The organism is Lapillicoccus sp. (assembly GCF_025353065.1).
Lineage (GTDB): Bacteria > Actinomycetota > Actinomycetes > Actinomycetales > Dermatophilaceae > Lapillicoccus.
In genome coordinates this window covers 14,653-33,646 of the sequence record NZ_JANXRJ010000291.1, presented here as the reverse complement: position 1 = coordinate 33,646, position 18,994 = coordinate 14,653, and the positions used below count along the sequence as shown (strand labels likewise).

The following is an 18,994-nucleotide window of genomic DNA, read 5'->3' as shown; positions in this document are numbered from 1 at the left end:
GTGAAGATCTCGCTGCGCTTGGTCGGGATCGCGGTGTTGCGCTCGATGAGCTTGGTGAAGCGGCCGTGCTGGGTCTCGATGCCCAGGCTGAGGGGGGTGACGTCGATGAGCAGGACGTCCTTGCGCTCGCCCTTGAGGACGCCGGACTGCAGGCTCGCGCCCACGGCGACGACCTCGTCGGGGTTGACGCCCTTGTTGGGCTCCTTGCCGCCGGTCAGCTCGGTCACGACCTTGCTCACGGCGGGCATCCGGGTGGAGCCACCGACCAGCACGACGTGGTCGATGTCGCCGACCTTGATACCTGCGTCGGCGATGACCTTGTTGAACGGGCCCTTGGTGCGCTCGAGGAGGTCCTGGGTCAGCTGCTCGAACTGCGCGCGGCTGAGGGTCTCGTCGAGGTGGATCGGGCCGTTCTCGGACATCGAGAGGTACTGCAGGTTGAGGCCGGTCGAGGTCGAGGAGGAGAGCTCTTTCTTGGCCTGCTCCGCGGCGTCACGCAGCCGCTGCATGGCGATCTTGTCCTTGGACAGGTCGACGCCGCTGCTGTTCTTGACCGTGGTGAGGAGGTGGTTGACGATGCGCTCGTCCCAGTCGTCGCCGCCGAGCTTGTTGTCACCGCTCGTGGCGCGGACCTGGATGGTCGAGAAGCCGTCCTCCGGGTCCTTGCCGACCTCGAGGAGGGACACGTCGAAGGTGCCGCCACCGAGGTCGAAGACGAGGATGAGCTCGTCCTCCTTGCCCTTGTCGAGGCCGTAGGCGAGCGCCGCGGCGGTCGGCTCGTTGATGATGCGCAGGACGTTGAGGCCCGCGATCTCGCCGGCCTCCTTGGTGGCCTGGCGCTCGGCGTCGTCGAAGTAGGCCGGCACGGTGATGACGGCGTCGCTGACGGGCTCGCCGAGGTAGGACTCCGCGTCACGCTTCAGCTTCTGCAGGATCCGGGCGCTGATCTCTTGCGGCGTGTACTTCTTGCCGTCGATCTCGGTGCTCCAGTCGGTGCCCATGTGGCGCTTGACGGAGCGAATCGTCCGGTCGACGTTGGTCACGGACTGGCGCTTGGCGATCTCGCCGACCAGCACCTCGCCGCTCTTGGAGAACGCGACGACCGACGGCGTGGTGCGCCCGCCCTCCGCGTTCGCGATGATCGTCGGCTCCCCGCCCTCGAGGACGGCGACGGCCGAGTTGGTGGTGCCCAGGTCGATTCCGACCGCACGTGCCATGGTGACTCTCCTCATTGCTTGCTGCTGTGGTCTGGTGGCCCGCCGGTATGCCGTGTGGCGCGGCATACGGGCTGGGGCTCGGTGACAAATCTGCTCCGGAACGGCCCTGGTTGTCAAAACCGCGCTCGGCAAACTTGCGTTCACCCGACTCAACTCTGGGCACGGCGTCGGTGTTCCCGCTGCTGCCCACTGATTTCGCCCAGCCGGACTCCGGACTTCCCAACGACGCCGGATCGCTCGAGCGCGTCAGCGTTCACTATGCCCACCACGAATCATCTTCTGAGCGGGAGCACGCTACGTCAGATGGCCAACCGACCGCGACCCAGCTGCCGCACGCTGCCCGAAGATCCCACCCGCGCCGCGCCACCTGACTGCGGGTGCGCCGCCAGACAGACAAAGGGACGCCGGCGGCACGGCATACCCGGACAAAAGCCGAAACCTTCCGGCCCTTTGTCTGTTTGGCCGAGCACTCTGCCGGGCGCCACGCCCGTGCAGTCCATCTGCCCGAGGACTCGGCACGACCTTCATCCTCCACGATGACCGCCGCCGTTCGACCGGCTCAGAGCCCTGCGTGGTGGGGCAGCGCGATCTCGAGCGCGTGCTCCTGGACGTGGTCGATCACGTGACGGAGGGCTCCCGTCGAGACGACGCCGTCGCCGAGCAGTGACGCGACCACCTGCGGGACGGGCGGCTCGACGAGCGCGGGCAGCTCCTGCCGGATGATCTCCAGGATCGGCACGATCGCAGCCGCGACGCCGCCGGCGATGATGATGAGGTCGCTGTCGAAGGCCTTGGCGATGGCGGCGCAGACGCGGGAGAACTGTTCGCCCAGTCGTCGGACGACCGCGGCCGCGAGGGGATCGCCGTCCCGGGCGGCGTCGAACACGAGCTCCGTCGTGAGGTCGTTCGCACCCAGCTGCCGCAGGCTGGAGTTGCGCGCGCCACGACCAGCGGCCAGCGCCTCGAGGGTCCATCGGCGGCTCAACAGGCCGATGCCGTCGGCCGAGCCCACGCCCTCGACCAGGTTGAGCCAGCTCATCTCCCCGCCTCGTCCCGAGCTGCCGCGGAAGACCCGGCCGGCCTCGATGACTCCGGCTCCGAGGCGCTCGCCGGCCAGCAGGGTGACGAAGTGGTCGCTGCTTCCGCCGCTGCCGACCCATCGCTCGGCCAGGGCCGCGAGGTTGGCGTCGTTGTCGACCAGGACGGTCCACCCGTGCGCCGCGGACAGATGGGCGCCGATGTCGGCGTTGATCCGGTTCCAGAACGCATTGGTCCTCGTGACCGTCCGCCCGTCGCTTCCCACCGGGGCCGGCAACCCCACCCCGACGGCAAGGACCATCTCCGACGAGATCCCCTCTGCCACACAGGCTTCCAGTACTGAATCGGGTGAGACGCTCGGACGCAGGCCGACCTGGCCGGGCAACGCCCAGCTACCAGGGATGACCGCACCGGCCAGAGCGGCCGAGGGTGACCACGACGACGACAGAACCGCCACCGGCGCACCACCGGAACCGGAACCACCGCCAGCAGAGAACGAGACCCCGGTCGTCGCCGCCGGCATACCCGAGCCCGGCACCGACGGCGCAGGCGCCACCGGACGATCGGACGGACGGACCTGAACGGCACCAGCCGCCCTGGATTCCACCGACGCCGAGGTGCGCACGGTATGGGGCTGCCGCCACTCGCCGCAGGTCGCCACATCGACAACCGGCCGGCCCACGAAAGCACTCGCGACACGGGTGGCGCCGGTCGTCGTGACGGGGTCCGCAGTGGTGCCGACGTTGGTCCCGACGTCCACCGCAGCGATGAACGTGATCCTGCCTGGCACAACGGAATCGGTGGCAGGACCGGGGGTCGTCGAGGGCCTCCGGAGCAGGGTCGCGTCGGCGCCGAAAGCGGCGTTCGTCGGGCCGGTGACAACGCCCGCGAGGCCCGTGACGACGCCTGTGACAACGGTGTTCACCGGTGTGACGACCGGACCCAGAACCGGGACTGAACCGGCGGCACCCAGGGTCTGGGTGACCACCTGGTTGACCGTCCGGTTGACCGGGGTCACCACGTTCGTTGCGGTCGTTGCCGCGGTTTGCACGAGCCCGGCAGCGGCGGTGGTGGCGGAACTGGTCGTGGTGGTCACCACGGACGTGGTGGCCTTGGCCACCTCCGTTACCAAAGATCCAACGGCCGCCTTGACGGTGCCGACGGTGCCGACGGTGCCGACGGTGCCGACGGTGCCGACGGTGCCGGGTTGGCCGAGACGAGCTTCACCGTGATGGGCACGACCGGCGCGAGCGCGGCTGGCGCCGCCTTGGCCGGGGTGGGCGCAGCCGGTCGGGCCGGGGAGGCAGGCGCGACGGGCGGCACGGACACGCTCGTCGCAGCAGCTGCCGGGCTGGCTGGCAGGGTGACGACGTGGCCGACAACACGTCCGAGACCGGCTCCGGCGGTCTGCGCCACCGAGCCCACCGAGCCGACTGAGCTCACCGCGTTCAGCAGGCCCGGCGCGGGAGTGTCGGCGTGGGCGGCGGAGGTCCCCAGCAGGAACCACCCGGCCCCGGCCACGGCGGAGAGCAGACCCAGACGGACCACCCGCTTCGCGGAGACACGTACTGCACTCATCTGCTCTCACCCCCTGACATTTTGCCGATGACGGACATCGTGACCCTCAGGACATCACGCAGAACTTCAGAAAGCAACCTAAACCGGACATACGTCTCCGCAGGGATAGGCCCATCCGCGCCCCGGGCGCACGATGCCGACCGTGAGCGATCGGCCGATCGGATGGCGTTACCGGGTCTTCGTGGTCGACACGGAGAGGACGCCGTTCCGATAGGTCCACACCGTCGTGGGGTGGAGCGACGGACAGCAGGTGGGGTCCTGCGGAAGGACGTAGCGGTTTTCGTGGACCGTGATCGTGCCGGCCGCGATGGTCACCTCGGGACTGAAGTAGCCCAGGCTCGGAAGCACCGGGGCTCCGGGGTGCTGGGGGTGCAGGACACCGATCGCCCTGACCGCGCCGGTCGACCCGGAGAACACGACCATCGAGTCCTGGACGTGCCCGACCGCCGTACCGCCGGTGTTGTAGCACCGGACGTGCAGGACTGCTTCGTCCTTCTCGCCACCGTCGAGGTTCCCGAAGACAGGGCCGTCCGCCGTCGTGACGTCGACCTGAGAGCTGCCGACGTCGACTCCTGACGGCGCCGGGACACGCGCCGCACCTTTCGCCAACCGGACCGGAGCCTGGAGACCACACACTGCACCCGGCAGGGTCACCGAGCCCCAGTCGATCCCGTGCAGCGAGATGGCCCCGGGCGGTGCAGTGGAAGAGCTGGTCACCACGGTGGGCGCCGACGCGGTGGTCGACGGAGACGTTGATGTCGTCGTCGGGGCGGGCAGCGAACCAGGATGCGAATCGGTGGTCGCCGTGTCGACCGAGGACGAGACGGTCGTCCCCGAAGCGGCGACCGCTCCCGTCGTCGTGCAGCCGGCGAGGCCGACAGCGGCCGACGCCGTCAGGAGGATGAGGGCGGATCTCTGACGTCTCATGCCGGGGCTCAGCCGCTTGGTGCCGTTCGTCTGAGGTCGGAAGTTTTTCACATCACTAAGACGCCGGACGGCAGGCCGGGGTTGTCGCGTCCGAGAACTTCTCGGGATCTCAGGATGACGGACGCGACTGATCGGGCCGACGAGGCGGGCGGCATACAGGTGCGCAGGATGTCGTCGTGCGACACTCAGCCCCTGATGCACGGCATCCGGCGTTCGCGTCGCGACTCGGCGACGTGAACGTGACCAGGGGGTCTGATGATGACAGCAAAAGCTGCGGCGTGTGCGGTGGTCCTGACCGGGCTGTTGGGAGCGTGCTCGTTCTCGGCGTCGACGGGGACGCCGAGTCTCTCCAAGGCGGAGCTCGAGAGTCGGATCTCGGCCCAGCTGGCGAAGACGGTCGGGCAGTCACCGAGCAGCGTCGTGTGCCCTGGGCCGCTCGACGCAACGGTCGGGAAGACCGAGAGGTGCACGCTCGTCTCGGCCGCCGGCAACACGTTCGGGCTCACCGTCACCGTGACGTCGGTGTCCGGGGCCACGCTGAACTTCACCATCGCGGTCGACCAGACCCCCTCGGCCACGGCGACCACCTGACCTGACGCCGGTTGGCTGGGGATCGAAAACCGTTCAGGGACAATAGCGTTCGACATACCTGGGGTCGCCGAGCGGGGTGACGTCGCGGTCGCGGAGCACCACGGAGACGTCCTTGCCGCGGAGGCCGCACGCCGTCGTGAAGGCGGACGACGGTCCGTCGGTGTACTCGATCTCGATGAGGTGGGCACCGTAGGCGGCGGTGTAGGTCTCGCACTCGGAGTAGGCCTGACACTCCTCGGCGACCGCGAAGTCGAAGTCGAAGCCGAGCCCGCGGGCCGCCGCGGAGAGCTCTGCGGCGTTCTTCTGACCCAGAGAGAGCCGGGCGCGGTGGGCCCGCTCGGCGAGCCGCCGGCCGAGCAGCAGGGCGTCGTTCGCGGAGAGGAGCCCGTCGGAGCGGGTGTAGGAGTCGAGGTTGTCGGCCTCCACGGCGCGGTAGCCGCGGGCGGCGCAGTCGTCGACCCAGCTCCCGACGACGGTCATCAGCTCGTCCTGCCGGGTGGCGGTCCTGATGTCGAACAGCGGCTCGTGCCACTGCTGGTCGATGACCAGACTGCCGCCCGCGTCGCGCAACAGCAGATCGGGGTGGTGGGTGGTCCACCAGGTCACGGCGTCCGGTTGGGCCTGGAAGGCGTTGAGATAGCAGATCGAGAAGACCCTCGGGTCCGGGGCGGTGGTGTGGTCGCGATCGACGATCGTGACGCCGGCGGGTGGCGGGTAGGCACCGCCGATCTGGTAGCTGAACCGGCCGCCCGGCGGAGGCAGGAGGACCGGCGCTGCGACCGGCGCAGCAGTCGGTGGAGGGTCGGCGTCAACCGACTGCTGGCCGACTCGCTCGCACCCGGCGGCATACAGCGCCAGCACGAGCGCGCACCCGAGGGCGACGCGCCGACGGCCGGCACCGGACGTGCGTCGTCGTCGGGTGACCCGAGGTCGGGTCATCCGCGTGGCGCTGCGAGTCCGAGCCGTGGGTAGAGCCAGGCCATCGCGGCCGCGTTGCCCAGGCTCAGGGCGGGTTCGACGTGGCCGCCCTGGGGGATGACGTCGACGGTGACGTGCAGACCGGCCGCACGCGCGGCCGCGATGACCCGCACCACTCCGGGGGCGAAGTAGTCGTCGTTGCTCCCGTAGGAGAAGAAGGCGTTGCCGACGAGGCGGACGCGGCGGCCCAGCAGGGTCACCGGCTTCTGGGCGTCGTATGCCGCCTCGTTGCCGTGGAAGATGTCCGCGAGAGTCTGTGACTGGTGCTCGAAACCGGGGAAGGCCTCACCGGAGATGCTCACGAGGTTGCCCCAGGTCTCGGGGTGCTTGGCGGCGAAGGAGACGGCGCACTGGGCGCCGTTGGAGAAGCCGGCGACGGTCCACGCCGAGCGCAGCGGGCTGACGTTGAGGTGGTGCCTGACCCAGGACACGACGTCGGTGTCGATGTAGGTCTCGACGTTGCCGTAGGTGGGCGTGTTGAGGCACAGGGTGTCCTGGCCGGGACTCCCGAGCTGGTCCGCCACGACGACGATCGGCGCGAGACCATGATGCTGGCGGGCGAGTGCGTCGAGGCTCTCGCGGGCCAGGAAGGTGTCGGGGCTGCCGGGTTGCCCGAACATGAACACGACCACGGGTAGCGGCGGTGGATGGGCCACGAGCGCCGCCGGTGGCAGGTAGATGCCGGCAGGACGAGCGGTGAAACCCGACACGGTCCCGGGAATCACCACTGTGCCGACCCGGCCGGCGGCGGGCAGGTCGCTCGGAGGGCGCCAGGTGACGGCTAGCGGTAGAGGCCAATCGGGCCGTATTCGCCTGTGCCCGAGCGGGTTCCGCGGTACGACGGGCAGCAGGGCGGACGGGTCTGCGGTGGGTGGCAGGGCGATCGGGGTCCCGGCCGAGAGGCCCAGGGCGGCCGCCATGGTCTGGTTGACGCCATAGACCGCGTTGATGCCGAGGCCGGTCGTCGCGACGAGGACCGCCGCCGCAGCCAGGGTGACGGCACGGTGCCACCAGCGGGAACGCCGCAACGCTGCGGCGGCGACGGCCAGTGCAGCGAAGCAGGCCAGGACCCAGTAGCGGGCCGGCCAGAGCAGGGGCACACCGGTGAGGTTGAGCGGGCCCTCGACGAGCCAGAGCGCGGCGACTCCCACCGCCGCCCCGGCCGCCGAGGCGATCACGACCTGGCGCAGCCGGTGCGGGCGGCGGCGGAGGGCCACGAACAGGGACGCAGACGCGCCGCAGGCGTAGGCGATCGCGAGGACTCGGGGGTCCTGGATGTGAACGGCGAGGAACCCCTCGACCAGGCCGCTCACGCGACGCGGCTCGGGCGGTCCGGGACGGGTGCGGCGGGTGCTGACGCGCGCGAGCGCCGTCGTGCCGTGGCGATGGTGGAGGCGAGCCGCCACCATGACCCTCGGCCGGCATCGGGCAGGTAGGCGCGAGCCACGGCCTGGCCGATGTTGGGCAGGTTGGTGGGGTCGGGATAGACGATGTACATGGGTCGGAACTCGGGCTGGAACTTCGCCTTGAAACGCAGCAGGGACTGGAACCCGTAGACCGGCTCGAGGGTGCGTCCGATGATGTCGAGCAGCCGGTCGAGGGGCGGCGCGAAGCCGTCCTGGGCGGCGCTCGCGGCATCGGGGCGCTCGACGCGGGCGAGCGGGGCACCGGACAGGCTCATCACGGCATACCCCTCGCACTGGAAGTCGAGGACGGCCTGACCGATGAGCAGCTCGATGGAGCCCCGGAACCCGGTGCTCCGGCGGCGCATCACGTCGAGGGTCCACCCGACGACCTCCCCGTCCTGGTGGATGGGGAGCCACGACGCGACGGCGTGGACGGTCCCCTCGGCGTCGACGACGAGCTCGCAGCGCACCGCGGGGTCGAGCATCTGCGCGAGGCCGCCGAGGGTGAAGCCGAGCTCGGGCAGGGCCTGCGCGGTGAGCCAGTCGTGGCAGATCCAGCGCACCTGGGCAGCGAGTCGTTCCGGAGTGCTCGCCAGATGGGTCCACTCGATGGTCAGGCCCTCGCGCCCAGCATGGTTCATCGCGGTGCGGATGTCCTGGAACTGCCTGCCGGAGAACGCGATTGCGCCCAGGGGCAGCCGAGTCTCCTCGGCGACCTGGAGCGTCTTCCAGCCGTCCTCGCGTGCCAACGCGGCGAACTCGGCGCCGGCGGAGTAGAAGCAGGGCGTCCAGCCCATCCGGTCGCAGTGTGCCGCGAACTCGCGCAGCACCTCATGGTGCGTGGCCGCGCCACCGATCGGGTCACCGACCGTGAGCGCGACACCACGTTCGAGCCGGTAGCCGACGGCTGCCGTGCCGGCGCTGCTGAACCAGTGATGGATGCCGGCCCAGGTGGCCATCCAGGACAGCGGACCGCCACCGGACGCGGTGAGCAGGGCGCGGAGCCGCTCGTGCTCCGCGCGGCCCGGGTCGACGTCCACGCGCAGCGCGTGAGCGACCAGCAGCAACACCGCTGCCCAGGTCAGCGGACCGATCCAGTAGAAGAGGAAGACCGCATCCGTGCCGACCGGGAGGAGGGTCGGCTGGTCGGCGCCGAACAGATCGAGCGGGAGCAGCCGCATCACCAGGTCACGGGCCAGCGCCGCTGCGCTCGCGCTCGGGCTCCAGTCGTCGCCGAAGAGCAGACCGATCCCCACGTATGCCGCGGAGGCGCCGACCAGGATCAGCGCACACCGCTTCGCCAGTCGCTGGTACTGAACCGCCGGCGCCCGGATGACGAAGAGTCGCCGGCTGACGACGAGCAGGCCGAGCACGAACAACGGCGCCAGGGTCGGCAGGGCGTGCTGGGTCAGCAGCTGCCCGACCCGCTCGGGCATCCCCACCCCCGGCGGCACTCCGAGGCCCCCGACGCGACCGCGGCTGGCCAGCAACGGAAGGATGACGAACACCGCCGCCGAGGCTGCGGCCATGACCCCGGTCGCCACCAGGCTCGCCAACCACGCCGCCCGTCGGCCGCGCGCCAGGCCGGTCGCGATCGCCAGCAGCACGAAGCTGGGGACGCAGGCCTTGAGCACGCCACCGAGGCCCTGGTGCTGCTCGACGTGAGCGAACGTGCACGCCGCCGCACTCGCATGCAGACACACCTGGCCCACCTCGGAGGCGGACGGTGACGCGAGGTCGAGGAGGGACCCGAGGGACGTCAACGGTCCTGCGGCCGCCGACAGGGCCGCGACCACCGGGCCCAGCGCGGAGCACGCGACGACGATCGCGACCAGCATCCGCGCCTCGCCGACCTTGGGCACCGGGGACCTCTCGGCCGGCTCCGGAAGCATCACCGCGCCGGCAGCCAGACCGATCAAGGCCGCCCAGAACGTCACCACCCCGCCGGCGTCGCCGTCATAGAGCACCGCTGTGACGACGAAGGCGACCGCTGCGGCCCGGACCCGGCGACGCCACAGCGTCGACATCCCGGCGCTCGAGACCAGGAGCGCGCCCAGGGCGGCAGAACCCGGCCCCCCGAAGGGCGTCTCGGTCAGGGCGTGGCTCCACCGGGGAAACACGCTGGCGATGAGGGCGGCATGCAGGGTCGCCACGAGCAGGGCCACGACCTGGATCGACACCAGCACCAAGGCATACCGCAGGGAGCCGAGCAGGCGCTCCGCGATCAGCCCGCACGTCAGCAGCGCGCCGATCGAGCTGACGTACGCGATCGGGTTCTGCGCGACGACGAGATTGGCCAGGACCGACAGCGGGTGGAGCGTGGTGATGTCCAGCCGCACGAGGCCATGGGCCCGGAGTCCGGCCGACACGGCACCGGTGGCTCCGAGCACCAGGACCGTCACGATGACCAGGGTCGCCGGAGCGCCACGCAGACCGCGGGCAACGGCACGGCTGAGCCGGGCGGCCCGGTGCGTTCCCCCCAGGCCTCCAGCCGCGGCCCTGCCCCGCGGGCTCCCCAAGGAGCCCAGCCGTGACGTCAACGTCCACCTTCTGTCATCGTGCGGTCGGCCCAGCGCCTTCCCCGTGATCGATGCGGGCCAGAACCGCTGTCCCTCAGAGTGGCACAGACCCGCTGAGCCCACCCTGAGAAACCGCGCCACCTCGACTCCGAGTCGAGTCGCCCGTGGGCGGGGACGTTCGGCCCTACCGACGCACCGGCAGCCGGACCAGCCTGAGGTCGACGAGAGGGCAACCTCTCGGTGCCCGGCTGGAGGAGTTCTGATGAGGCGCGTGCTGAAGTGGTTGGTCGTCGTCGTCGTGGTCGCGCACGGGCTGCTGCACCTGCTCGGTGCCGCCAAGGGATTCGGCTGGGCGGAGGTCAGCCAGCTCACGGAGCCGATCGGCCCCGTCCCGGGGGCCGGGTGGCTCATCGCCGGCGCCCTGGTCGTCGTCGCCGGGCTGCTGCTGGCCCGTGCCGTCCGCTGGTGGTGGATCGTCGGTGCCGGCGCCGTGGTGGCGTCGCAGGCAGTCATCCTCACCTCGTGGGACGACGCCAGGGCCGGCTCTCTCGCCAACCTCGTCCTCCTGGTCGCGGTCATCCACGGGTATGCCGCGCACGGACCGGTCAGGTTCCGCGCCGCCTACGACCACTGCGTCACCACGGCCCTCTCCGCACTGCCGAACGGCGCCGTGGTGACCGAGGCCGACCTGGCCCGTCTACCTGCGCCGGTCGCCGCCTACGTCCGGAGCAGCGGCGCCGTCGGGCAGCCTCGGGTGGAGAGCGTCCGGGCCACCATCCGCGGCCGCATCCGGGCCGGCACCGACGCGACGTGGATGACCTTCACCGGCGAGCAGGTGAACACGTACGGGCCCGAACCCTGCCGACTGTTCATCATGGACGCCACCCCGTGGGGCCTGCCGGTGGACGTCCTGCACACCTACGTCGGAGCCGTCGCCACGATGCGCGTCAAGGCCTGCTCCCTCCTGCCGATGGTCGACGCCGTCGGGCCGGACCTGGACCGCGCCGAGACCGTCACCGTCTTCAACGACCTCTGCATCCTCGCGCCCGCTGCCCTCATCGACGCGCGGATCACCTGGGAGCCCCTCGACGCCGACCATGCCCGAGGCACCTTCACCAACGGGCCGCACACCGTGACCGCCGTGCTGGCCTTCAACGCGCGGCACGAGCTGATCGACTTCGTCTCCGACGACCGGCTGCGCGCCTCGCGGGACGGCAGGACCTTTGTCGCCCAACGGTGGTCGACGCCGATCCGGGACTACCGCGTGGTCGAGTCCCGCCGAGTCGCAACCGCGGGGGAAGGCCGGTGGCACGCCCCTTCACCAGAGGGAGCGTTCACCTATCTCGAGTTCCACCTCGAGCAGATCGCCTACAACGCGGGCAGCGGGCGACGCGGCAAGCCCGGGCCCTTCGGCCCTAGTGCCGTGCTCCTGCGGCAACCAGCATGAGGACTTCAGGAGCCAACGAAAGGTCGTGCATCATGAACACGTATGGGCTCGGCGGCAAGGTCGCCGTCATCACGGGAGGCGCCTCCGGCATCGGTCGGGCGTGTGCCCACACCCTGGCCCGTTCAGGTGCGGACATCTCGATCTGGGACCTCGACAAGGACGGCCTCGAGCTGGTCATCAAGGAGCTGGAGGCCTACGACTACCGAGCGCACAGTGCGGTCGTCGACGTCAGCGACTCGGCTGCGGTCGATCTCGCGATGCAGCACGTGCTCGACACCCTGGGCCACGTCGACATCGCCGTCTGCAACGCCGGCATCGGCGGGACGGCCGCGCCCAGCGCCGACTACACCGACGAGCAGTGGCACCAGGTCACCGGGGTGAACCTCGACGGGGTCTTCTACACCCAGCGCGCGGCGATCCGCGCGATGCGCCACGGCGGCCGCGGCGGCTCGATCATCAACATGGCCTCGATCCTCGGCGCGGTCGGGTTCGCCTCCGCCAGCGCCTACACCGCGGCCAAGCACGGCGTCGTCGGACTCACCCAGGTCGCCGCCTGGGAGTATGCCGCCGACCACATCCGGATCAACGCCGTCGGGCCCGGATTCATCCGCACCCCGCTCGTGGATGACCACCTCGACAAGGCGACCCTCGAGATGCTGGCGGGCCAGCACGCCCTGCAGCGCCTCGGCGAGGCCGAGGAGGTGGCCGAGCTGGTGGCCTGGCTGGCCAGCGACGGTGCGTCCTTCGCGACCGGCACCTACTACCCCATCGACGGCGGCTACCTCGCGCGCTAGTCGTCAGCCGGGACTGAGCTCATCACCACCGGGTCTGAGCTCATCACCACAGCTCATCACCACAGCTCATCACCACACTGCGCCGTGACAACGGCCCGAGTCGGAAGGCGGCGCCGTGCAACAGGTCGACATTCCAGCGGCACCACTCGAGGTTCTGGCGTTGCTCCTCCCTGCCGAACGGTGGTTTCGCCTGAAGGAAAAAGCTGCCCACGCTCGTGACCTGCTCTCCGACCGCGTGGTGTGGAACGTCAGCGCCACCGCGGAGGGGGGTGGTGTCGCGGAGATGCTGCACACGCTCCTCGCCTACGGTCGCGGGGCCGGGGTGGACCTGCGGTGGCTCGTGCTGGACGGAGACCCGGAGTTCTTCGCGATCACCAAGCGGATCCACAACGCCCTCCACGGTGCGGAGGATGACGGACATCGCCTGGGCGCTGCCGAGCACGAACACTACGAGCGGGTTCTTCGCGGCAACCTGGCCGAGCTGACGACCCTGGTCCGGCCCGGCGACATCGTGCTGCTGCACGACCCCCAGACGGCCGGGTTCGTCGAGGCGATGCATGCGGTCGGAGCGCACGTCGTGTGGCGGTGTCACATCGGGCGGGACGACCCCACTGCCGCAACCGCGCGGGGTTGGGACTTCCTGCGGGGCTATCTCCAGGACGCCGACGCCTTCGTCTTCTCCCGCCGGGCCTACGTCCCGACGTGGGTCGTTTCCGACCGGGTGCGGGCCATCGCGCCCTCGATCGACCCGTTCTCGACCAAGAACCGCGACCTCGACGACGTCGAGGTCGACACCGTACTTCGCCAGGTCGGGCTGATCGCCGGGCGTGACGCCAGCCCCTCGCTCGAGTTCACCCGCCGTGACGGCACCACCGGTGTCGTGCGCCGGCATACGCATCTGCTGTCGGGCCCGCCACCGCCCGCCGACGCACGGTTGGTCGTGCAGGTCAGTCGATGGGACCTGCTCAAGGACATGGCCGGCGTGCTGTCGGCCTTCGCCGACTTCATCGTGCCGGCCACCTCGGACGTGCACCTGATCCTGGCCGGCCCCGCGGTCGCCGGGGTCAGCGACGACCCGGAGGGCGCGCAGGTCCTCGCCGCCTGCCGGGCCGCATGGGCACGGCTCCCGGATCCGGTACGTGCCCGGTGCCACCTGGCGTGCATCCCGATGGACGACGTCGACGAGAACGCGATCATCGTCAACGCCCTGCAGCGGCGGGCCACCGTGGTGGTCCAGAAGAGCCTCCAGGAGGGCTTCGGCCTGACCGTGACCGAGGCCATGTGGAAGAGCCGTCCGATGCTGGCCAGCGCGGTCGGAGGCATCCAGGAACAGATCGTCGACGGCCGGGAGGGCCTGCTGCTCACGGATCCGCGCGATCTGCCCGGGTTCGCCGCTCGCCTGCAGATGCTGCTCGACGACCCCGCGATGGCCGAGCACCTGGGCCGCGCCGGGCATCAGCGCGTCGAGGACGACTTCATCGGCGACCGACACCTGATCCAGCTCGTCGACCTCTTCGAGGATCTGCTCGGCGCGGTCCCGACCGCGGCCTCCGGCCTCACCACGGCTCGCCCGGGACGGCTGTCCTGATGGCGCCATCCCTGGAGGGCATGACCACGCGCCTCGATGCGCTGCTCGACGACCTGGCACGCGCCCAGCACGAGCATGCCGGGGTCATCGCGTCCGTTGCGGAGACTCACCGCGCAGGGGCCGAGAACCTGGTGAACTACACGACCCTTCGCCGGCATGACCGACGTCAGCTGCAGAACGACCTCCTGGATATCGGCGCCACGTCGCTGGCGACGACCGAGGCCGACGTCTCGGCCAAGGTCCACGCCGCCCGCAACGTGCTGGGCGCCCTCAGCGGCGACCCGGGACCGTGGCCGATCGACGCGATCGACCAGGCCCTGGCCAGGGGCGACGAGATCCTGGACGCCAACGCCCGCAACCTGTTCGGACCGATGCGAGCCGGGCGGCCGACCCGGATCATGGTCACTCTGCCGAGCGAAGCGGCAGACGAGCCTCGGCTCGTCGCCCGGATGGTCGACGCCGGGATGGACGTCGCCCGCATCAACTGCGCACACGACGACCCGGCGGCATGGTCGCGGATGGCGGCTCACGTGCGGGCCGCTGCCGAGGCGGCCGGACGCCAGGTGCTCATCTCGATGGACCTTCCCGGACCCAAGCTGAGGACCGGAGAGATCACGGACGGCCCGGCGGTGGGAAGAGCCCGGGTGACCCGCGACGACTCCGGTATGGTCATCGCCCCCGCGCGAATCTGGCTCTGCGCCAATGGCGCCCGCACGACGCCGCCGGTCCCGGCACCACTGGCCCGGCCGGCGACCCTGGTCGTCGAGGTCCGGGCCGTGTGGCTGTCCGAGCGCCGACCCGGAGACACGGTCTCCGTCGCCGATGCCCGCGGGCCGCGACGCCGGTTCGAGGTCACCACGGTCGACCCGGGGGGCGTCCTCCTCGAGGGCCAGCACAATGCCTACGTGGCCGCCGGCGCGTCGCTCTCCTGCCGCGGCGACGCGGTCCTCGCGTGCGGCATACCGCGGATCCCCCGGCGGCTGACCCTCGCGACCGGAGACACGCTCATCCTCACGGGAGACGAGACGGCGGTGGACCCGCCCGGACCCGGAGGGGTCGCGCGCATCGGTTGCGCTCTGCCCGAGGCGATTCCGGCTCTCCGGGCGGGAGACCCGGTCCTGTTCGACGACGGCACCATCGTCGCCGAGGTCGACTCCGTCGACACGGGTGAGGTGACGCTGCGGGTGACCCGGACGAAACCCGGCGGCCAGAAGCTGGGCGCGGCCAAGGGGATCAACCTTCCCGAGACGGTGCTCCCGGTGCCCGCGCTGACGGCCGAGGACGAGGCACGTCTGCCGTTCGTGGCGGCGCACGCGGACCTGGTCGCGATCTCCTTCGTGCGGACGGCCGCGGACATCGACCACGTCCTCGAGCGGCTGCAGCAGGCGGGGGCCGCTGATCTGGGGCTGCTGCTCAAGATCGAGACGCGCCAGGGGTTCGAGAACCTCCCGTCGATCCTGATGACCGCGATGCGACACCCGCGGCTCGGCGTGATGATCGCGCGGGGCGACCTCGCCGTCGAGGTCGGCTTCGAGCGTCTCGCCGAGATCCCCGGCCAGATCCTGGCGCTCTGCGAGGCGGCCCACGTGCCGACCATCTGGGCCACCCAGGTCCTCGACACCCTCGCCCGGACCGGCCAACCCTCGCGGGCCGAGATCACCGACGCCGCCGCCGCTCAACGCGCCGAGTGCGTGATGCTCAACAAGGGTCCCCACATCCTCGACGCCATCCGCACCCTCGACGACATCCTCGTCCGGATGAGCGAGGTCCAGTACAAGAGCCGCACGCTGATGCGCCACATCCACTCGTGGGACGCCCGGCAACCGATGGACGGACCGACCGACCACCCGACCGACCACCTGACTGACGGGCTGACACGCTCACCGTGGCCGGCTCCGGTGTGATGCACCCGGGGGACGTTCGACCCTGACCGGCCGAGCCGCCCGGCTGCAGGCTTGAGCCATCCAGGCAGAGCCATCCGAGAACGCTGGAAGCCGTCATGAGCACGACCGTCGAACCCACCCGACACCCCCTACACCCCCGACACCCCCTGACCCGATCCGCCGCAGCGACCGGGCCGTCCGGCCCTGCAGCGCCGGTCACGAGGGATCCGCGTCCCTCCCGTCGTCACGTCCTCAGGGCCTTCGGCCTCGGCGGTGCGACCGTCGTCGTCGCGGGCACCGGGGCGTTGAGCTGTCGCGTCTTCGACAGCGGCGCCCTCTCACCCGGGGGCGGTCACGCCTACGACCCCTGGCAGCAGTGGCGGGAACCCCTGGGGCTGATGGGCGCCGTCGCCTGCGCGATCCTGGCCGCCAACCCCCACAACACCCAGCCGTGGACCTTCCACGTCACGGACACCGCCGTCGACGTCCTCGCCGATCCCACCCGGACCATCGGCACCGTCGACCCGCTGCTGCGCGAGCAGCACATCGGCCTCGGGTGCGCCCTCGAGAACCTCAGCCTCGGCTGCCTCGCGCGCGGACTGCGGCCCACCATCACGCTGCTGCCCGATGGGGTGGAGGGTGGGCGCGTCGCCCACGTCGCCCTGGTGCCGACGTTCCCCGCCACCTCCGGACTCTACGACGCGATCGGTCGGCGGCATACGGACCGTGGCCCGTATGCCGGGCAGCCCCTGACCGCGACGGAGCTGGCCGCGCTCGTCAACAGCACGGGCCTCGACGGGGTCTCCGTCCACTGGGTCACCGAGCCGAGCCAGAAGGCGTCCCTGGGTCAGCTCCTGGTCGACGCGGCAACGGCGCTGACCCATGACGAGCAGCAGTCGCGAGACAGCTTCGCCTGGTTCACCGGCACCCACGACGACGTGCAGCGGAAGCGGGACGGGCTGACCCTGGACGCCCAGGGACTCAGCCCACTGATGCTCAGCCTGGGCAAGCTCCTCCCGCCCTACTCCCGCGCCGCTGGCGACACGTTCTGGGTGGACCAGACACTGACCGTGCAGACCCGCACCGCATCCGCTTACGGGGTCATCACCGCGGCTCACGCCGGCGACCGCTTCACCCAGCTCGCCGCCGGACGGCTGTTGCAGCGCATCCATCTCACCGCCACCGACCGCGGTCTCGCTCTGCAGCCGATGAACCAGATCACCGAGCGCATCGACCGGGAACGGACCACGGGCGCCTCGTCGACCTTCGGGCAGCACTTCGCCGCGCTGCTGCCCATCGGCTCTCAACCGGTGCTCACGTTCCGCGTCGGCCACCCCACGCAGGACGCCAGACCCAGCCCCCGACGAGCCCTCGCGGACGTGCTCCGATGACTGGCACCAGGAGGACCGACATCGTCGCCCGGACACGCAACCACCGGCTCGCCGCCCGACTCGGAGGGGCTGGTGCGGTCGCCGGCGTCGTCGCCGGGCTCATCCAGCTCACCCTCGGACCCAGCATCCCCGAGTGGACCGGGGCGAAGTCCTCGCCCGGCGCCCTCGGGCTGCTGACCATGGTCCTGTCCCTGCTCGCCGGGCTCGCCGCGCTCCGTCAGCGGGACGCCAACCTCTCGACCGGTCATCGCACGGCATACGCCGCCATCATCATCGCCACCGCCCTGCTCTGCTTCACGACCGTGGGCTGGCTCTGGTGGTGGCTGCCCGCACCGCTGCTCTTCGCGGCCGGCAGCCTCACGATCGACAACACGCACGACAGTATTCGCGCGATCCGCGACAACTGGGCCCGCTGCCTGCTGACGGTGCTCGGCGGCTCGGAGATCCTGATGGCCGCCGGCGCCGGGCCGTTGCTGATGGCGGTCGGCGGCCTCGGCGGCGCCGTCCTCGTGGCGGTCGCCTGGGTGCCGATGACGCAACGGTCGACGTTTCTGGATCTGGTCCTGATCGGGACGGTCCCGTTCGCGCTCCTGGGCTGGACGGCGATCGCGCCGATCCTGTTGATGCTGATGGCTGTGGCGATCGCGCTTCCCCTGGTGCGCGCCATCCCGACCCGGCGAGGACGCCCCTCCGTTGACGTGGTTGACGGCCCTATGTAGAGCCCTTCCCAGAGTTGCCCCGCGGCACGGTCTTCCCGCCTCACCGAGGGGGGACTTCACGCCACCCGTGCGGCGCTGTCCCGGGTCGAGCTCGAGCGCAGTCGGCGACGGTCGCTGCTGCTGCGTCCCGATCCGCTCGCGGCGGGCGGCCCGACATGACCAGCCGGAAGGCCGCCACCACCCTGGCAGCGTCGCGGGGCCTCTGCCGGGTGGCGGCACGAGTGCTTCCCGGCACCCTCCGTGACCGGTATGTCGCGGAGGCCGCTGCGCGGCAGGCTGCACCTCCACCACGACGTCTCCGTCCAGGACAACCCGGACGACCGCCGGTTCACCAGCCACGTGTGCACCCGGTGCGGACGCGTCAAGGACGACTGGCACGGCGCACCCAAGGCCGACGACCTCAGCGCCTGGGTCGCCGGGGGCGGGCTGCACTGACGACGCGGCGCGTCGGACGTCCGGCCCTGGTGACGCGGTGCGCAGCTGACCTCTCGCGTGATTGCCTGCCGGTCGCCGCCCTGCCTGCCGACCGCACGTCCTCCACCGCGACGACCAACGGGGTTGCGGCAGGTTCAACGGCGTTGGACCAGTCGCGATGACATGTCGGCCGTGCTGCGCCGACTCACCCTCGTCGGCGCGTTCACCGTCGACGAGCCGGTCAGGCACTCGACGATCTGGCCGACCTGCCGATGCAGTCCGCGCCCCACCTGCCGTTCCTCGCTCGGTGCTGGGAGCTGCGGACCAACCTCACGGCCGACGACGCGGCATACGTCGCCCTGGCCGAGGCCCTGGACGTCAGCCTCCCGTCAGCGGATGCCCGACTGGCTCGCGCGCCCGGACCTCGCTGCCCCGTCGAGCTCCTCGGTCTCGGGGGTGCGGGCGCGACGGACTGAGGTCCGTCGGACAGACACCGGCGCGTGG

At 70.9% G+C, this 18,994-nt stretch carries 16 protein-coding genes; 10 read left to right on the top strand and 6 right to left on the bottom strand.

Features of this window, described 5'->3' with window-relative positions; genetic code table 11:
- The coding region (dnaK, locus tag Q0R63_RS21255) for a molecular chaperone DnaK (RefSeq protein WP_295701902.1) at positions 1-1,217 on the bottom strand (1,217 nt) is incomplete at its 3' end.
- Positions 1,218-1,776: 559 nt separating this feature from the next.
- The gene (locus Q0R63_RS21250) at positions 1,777-2,811 is read right to left on the bottom strand and encodes an ROK family protein (protein WP_295701901.1); all 1,035 of its coding nucleotides are present in this window, start codon (positions 2,809-2,811) and stop codon (positions 1,777-1,779) included.
- Positions 2,812-3,022: 211 nt separating this feature from the next.
- On the opposite strand from Q0R63_RS21250, the gene Q0R63_RS21245 reads away from it, so the two are divergent.
- The gene (locus Q0R63_RS21245; RefSeq protein ID WP_295701900.1) at positions 3,023-3,487 is read left to right on the top strand and encodes a hypothetical protein; all 465 of its coding nucleotides are present in this window, start codon (positions 3,023-3,025) and stop codon (positions 3,485-3,487) included.
- Between the two features lie 514 nt (positions 3,488-4,001).
- On the opposite strand, the gene Q0R63_RS21240 is transcribed toward Q0R63_RS21245, so the two are convergent.
- Positions 4,002-4,760 carry a hypothetical protein gene (locus Q0R63_RS21240; RefSeq protein ID WP_295701898.1) on the bottom strand — a complete coding sequence of 253 codons (759 nt, stop codon included), beginning with the start codon at positions 4,758-4,760 and terminating at the stop codon, positions 4,002-4,004.
- A 255-nt stretch (positions 4,761-5,015) separates the two neighbouring features.
- Between Q0R63_RS21240 and Q0R63_RS21235 the strand changes: the two genes are divergently transcribed.
- Positions 5,016-5,351, top strand: coding sequence for a DUF4333 domain-containing protein (locus Q0R63_RS21235; protein WP_295701897.1), 336 nt, complete (start codon positions 5,016-5,018; stop codon positions 5,349-5,351).
- A 33-nt stretch (positions 5,352-5,384) separates the two neighbouring features.
- Here Q0R63_RS21235 and Q0R63_RS21230 read toward each other — a convergent pair whose 3' ends face one another.
- The 3 genes from Q0R63_RS21230 to Q0R63_RS21220 are packed head-to-tail and all read right to left on the bottom strand — an operon-like array spanning position 5,385 to position 10,137.
- The gene (locus tag Q0R63_RS21230) at positions 5,385-6,290 is read right to left on the bottom strand and encodes an endo alpha-1,4 polygalactosaminidase (protein ID WP_295701895.1); all 906 of its coding nucleotides are present in this window, start codon (positions 6,288-6,290) and stop codon (positions 5,385-5,387) included.
- On the bottom strand, positions 6,287-7,642 hold the full coding sequence (locus Q0R63_RS21225; RefSeq protein ID WP_295701894.1) for an alpha/beta hydrolase-fold protein: 1,356 nt from the start codon (positions 7,640-7,642) through the stop codon (positions 6,287-6,289). Before Q0R63_RS21225 ends, Q0R63_RS21230 begins: the two co-directional genes overlap by 4 nt.
- Complete coding sequence (locus Q0R63_RS21220) at positions 7,639-10,137, bottom strand: DUF2156 domain-containing protein (RefSeq protein WP_295701893.1); 2,499 nt, start codon at positions 10,135-10,137, stop codon at positions 7,639-7,641. The genes Q0R63_RS21225 and Q0R63_RS21220 overlap by 4 nt, the downstream gene beginning before the upstream one ends.
- A 379-nt stretch (positions 10,138-10,516) precedes the next feature.
- Between Q0R63_RS21220 and Q0R63_RS21215 the strand changes: the two genes are divergently transcribed.
- From Q0R63_RS21215 to Q0R63_RS21180, 8 genes are all read left to right on the top strand, one after another.
- Positions 10,517-11,701: a DUF6544 family protein gene (locus Q0R63_RS21215; protein WP_295701891.1), complete on the top strand. Its 1,185-nt coding sequence runs from the start codon at positions 10,517-10,519 to the stop codon at positions 11,699-11,701.
- Between the two features lie 32 nt (positions 11,702-11,733).
- On the top strand, positions 11,734-12,495 hold the full coding sequence (locus Q0R63_RS21210) for an SDR family NAD(P)-dependent oxidoreductase (RefSeq protein ID WP_295701889.1): 762 nt from the start codon (positions 11,734-11,736) through the stop codon (positions 12,493-12,495).
- 160 nt (positions 12,496-12,655) lie between these two features.
- Entirely contained in the window at positions 12,656-14,083 is a 1,428-nt protein-coding gene (locus Q0R63_RS21205; protein ID WP_295701888.1) for a glycosyltransferase, read from the top strand.
- Positions 14,083-15,987 carry a pyruvate kinase gene (locus Q0R63_RS21200; RefSeq protein WP_295701886.1) on the top strand — a complete coding sequence of 635 codons (1,905 nt, stop codon included), beginning with the start codon at positions 14,083-14,085 and terminating at the stop codon, positions 15,985-15,987. Before Q0R63_RS21205 ends, Q0R63_RS21200 begins: the two co-directional genes overlap by 1 nt.
- 95 nt (positions 15,988-16,082) lie before the next feature.
- Positions 16,083-17,357, top strand: a complete 1,275-nt coding sequence (locus Q0R63_RS21195) for a hypothetical protein (RefSeq protein ID WP_295701884.1) — start codon at positions 16,083-16,085, stop codon at positions 17,355-17,357.
- Positions 17,354-18,076 (top strand): hypothetical protein, encoded by a 723-nt coding sequence (locus Q0R63_RS21190; protein ID WP_295701883.1) that lies wholly within the window; start codon positions 17,354-17,356, stop codon positions 18,074-18,076. The genes Q0R63_RS21195 and Q0R63_RS21190 overlap by 4 nt, the downstream gene beginning before the upstream one ends.
- Before the next feature lie 240 nt (positions 18,077-18,316).
- A complete protein-coding gene (locus Q0R63_RS21185; RefSeq protein ID WP_295701882.1) occupies positions 18,317-18,511 on the top strand; it encodes a hypothetical protein in 195 nt (64 codons plus the stop codon).
- Between the two features lie 251 nt (positions 18,512-18,762).
- A complete protein-coding gene (locus tag Q0R63_RS21180; RefSeq protein WP_295701881.1) occupies positions 18,763-18,966 on the top strand; it encodes a hypothetical protein in 204 nt (67 codons plus the stop codon).
- Positions 18,967-18,994 lie beyond the last annotated feature (28 nt).

Bases quoted from the DNA above. Each gene is read 5' to 3' on its own strand.
- Q0R63_RS21245 (WP_295701900.1), top strand. From the start codon at position 3,023: ATGAACGTGATCCTGCCTGGCACAACGGAATCGGTGGCAGGACCGGGG.
- Q0R63_RS21195 (WP_295701884.1), top strand. From the start codon at position 16,083: ATGAGCACGACCGTCGAACCCACCCGACACCCCCTACACCCCCGACAC.
- Q0R63_RS21235 (WP_295701897.1), top strand. From the start codon at position 5,016: ATGATGACAGCAAAAGCTGCGGCGTGTGCGGTGGTCCTGACCGGGCTG.
- Q0R63_RS21190 (WP_295701883.1), top strand. From the start codon at position 17,354: ATGACTGGCACCAGGAGGACCGACATCGTCGCCCGGACACGCAACCAC.
- Q0R63_RS21215 (WP_295701891.1), top strand. From the start codon at position 10,517: ATGAGGCGCGTGCTGAAGTGGTTGGTCGTCGTCGTCGTGGTCGCGCAC.
- Q0R63_RS21240 (WP_295701898.1), bottom strand. From the start codon at position 4,760: ATGAGACGTCAGAGATCCGCCCTCATCCTCCTGACGGCGTCGGCCGCT.
- Q0R63_RS21200 (WP_295701886.1), top strand. From the start codon at position 14,083: ATGGCGCCATCCCTGGAGGGCATGACCACGCGCCTCGATGCGCTGCTC.
- Q0R63_RS21210 (WP_295701889.1), top strand. From the start codon at position 11,734: ATGAACACGTATGGGCTCGGCGGCAAGGTCGCCGTCATCACGGGAGGC.
- Q0R63_RS21180 (WP_295701881.1), top strand. From the start codon at position 18,763: ATGCAGTCCGCGCCCCACCTGCCGTTCCTCGCTCGGTGCTGGGAGCTG.
- Q0R63_RS21230 (WP_295701895.1), bottom strand. From the start codon at position 6,290: ATGACCCGACCTCGGGTCACCCGACGACGACGCACGTCCGGTGCCGGC.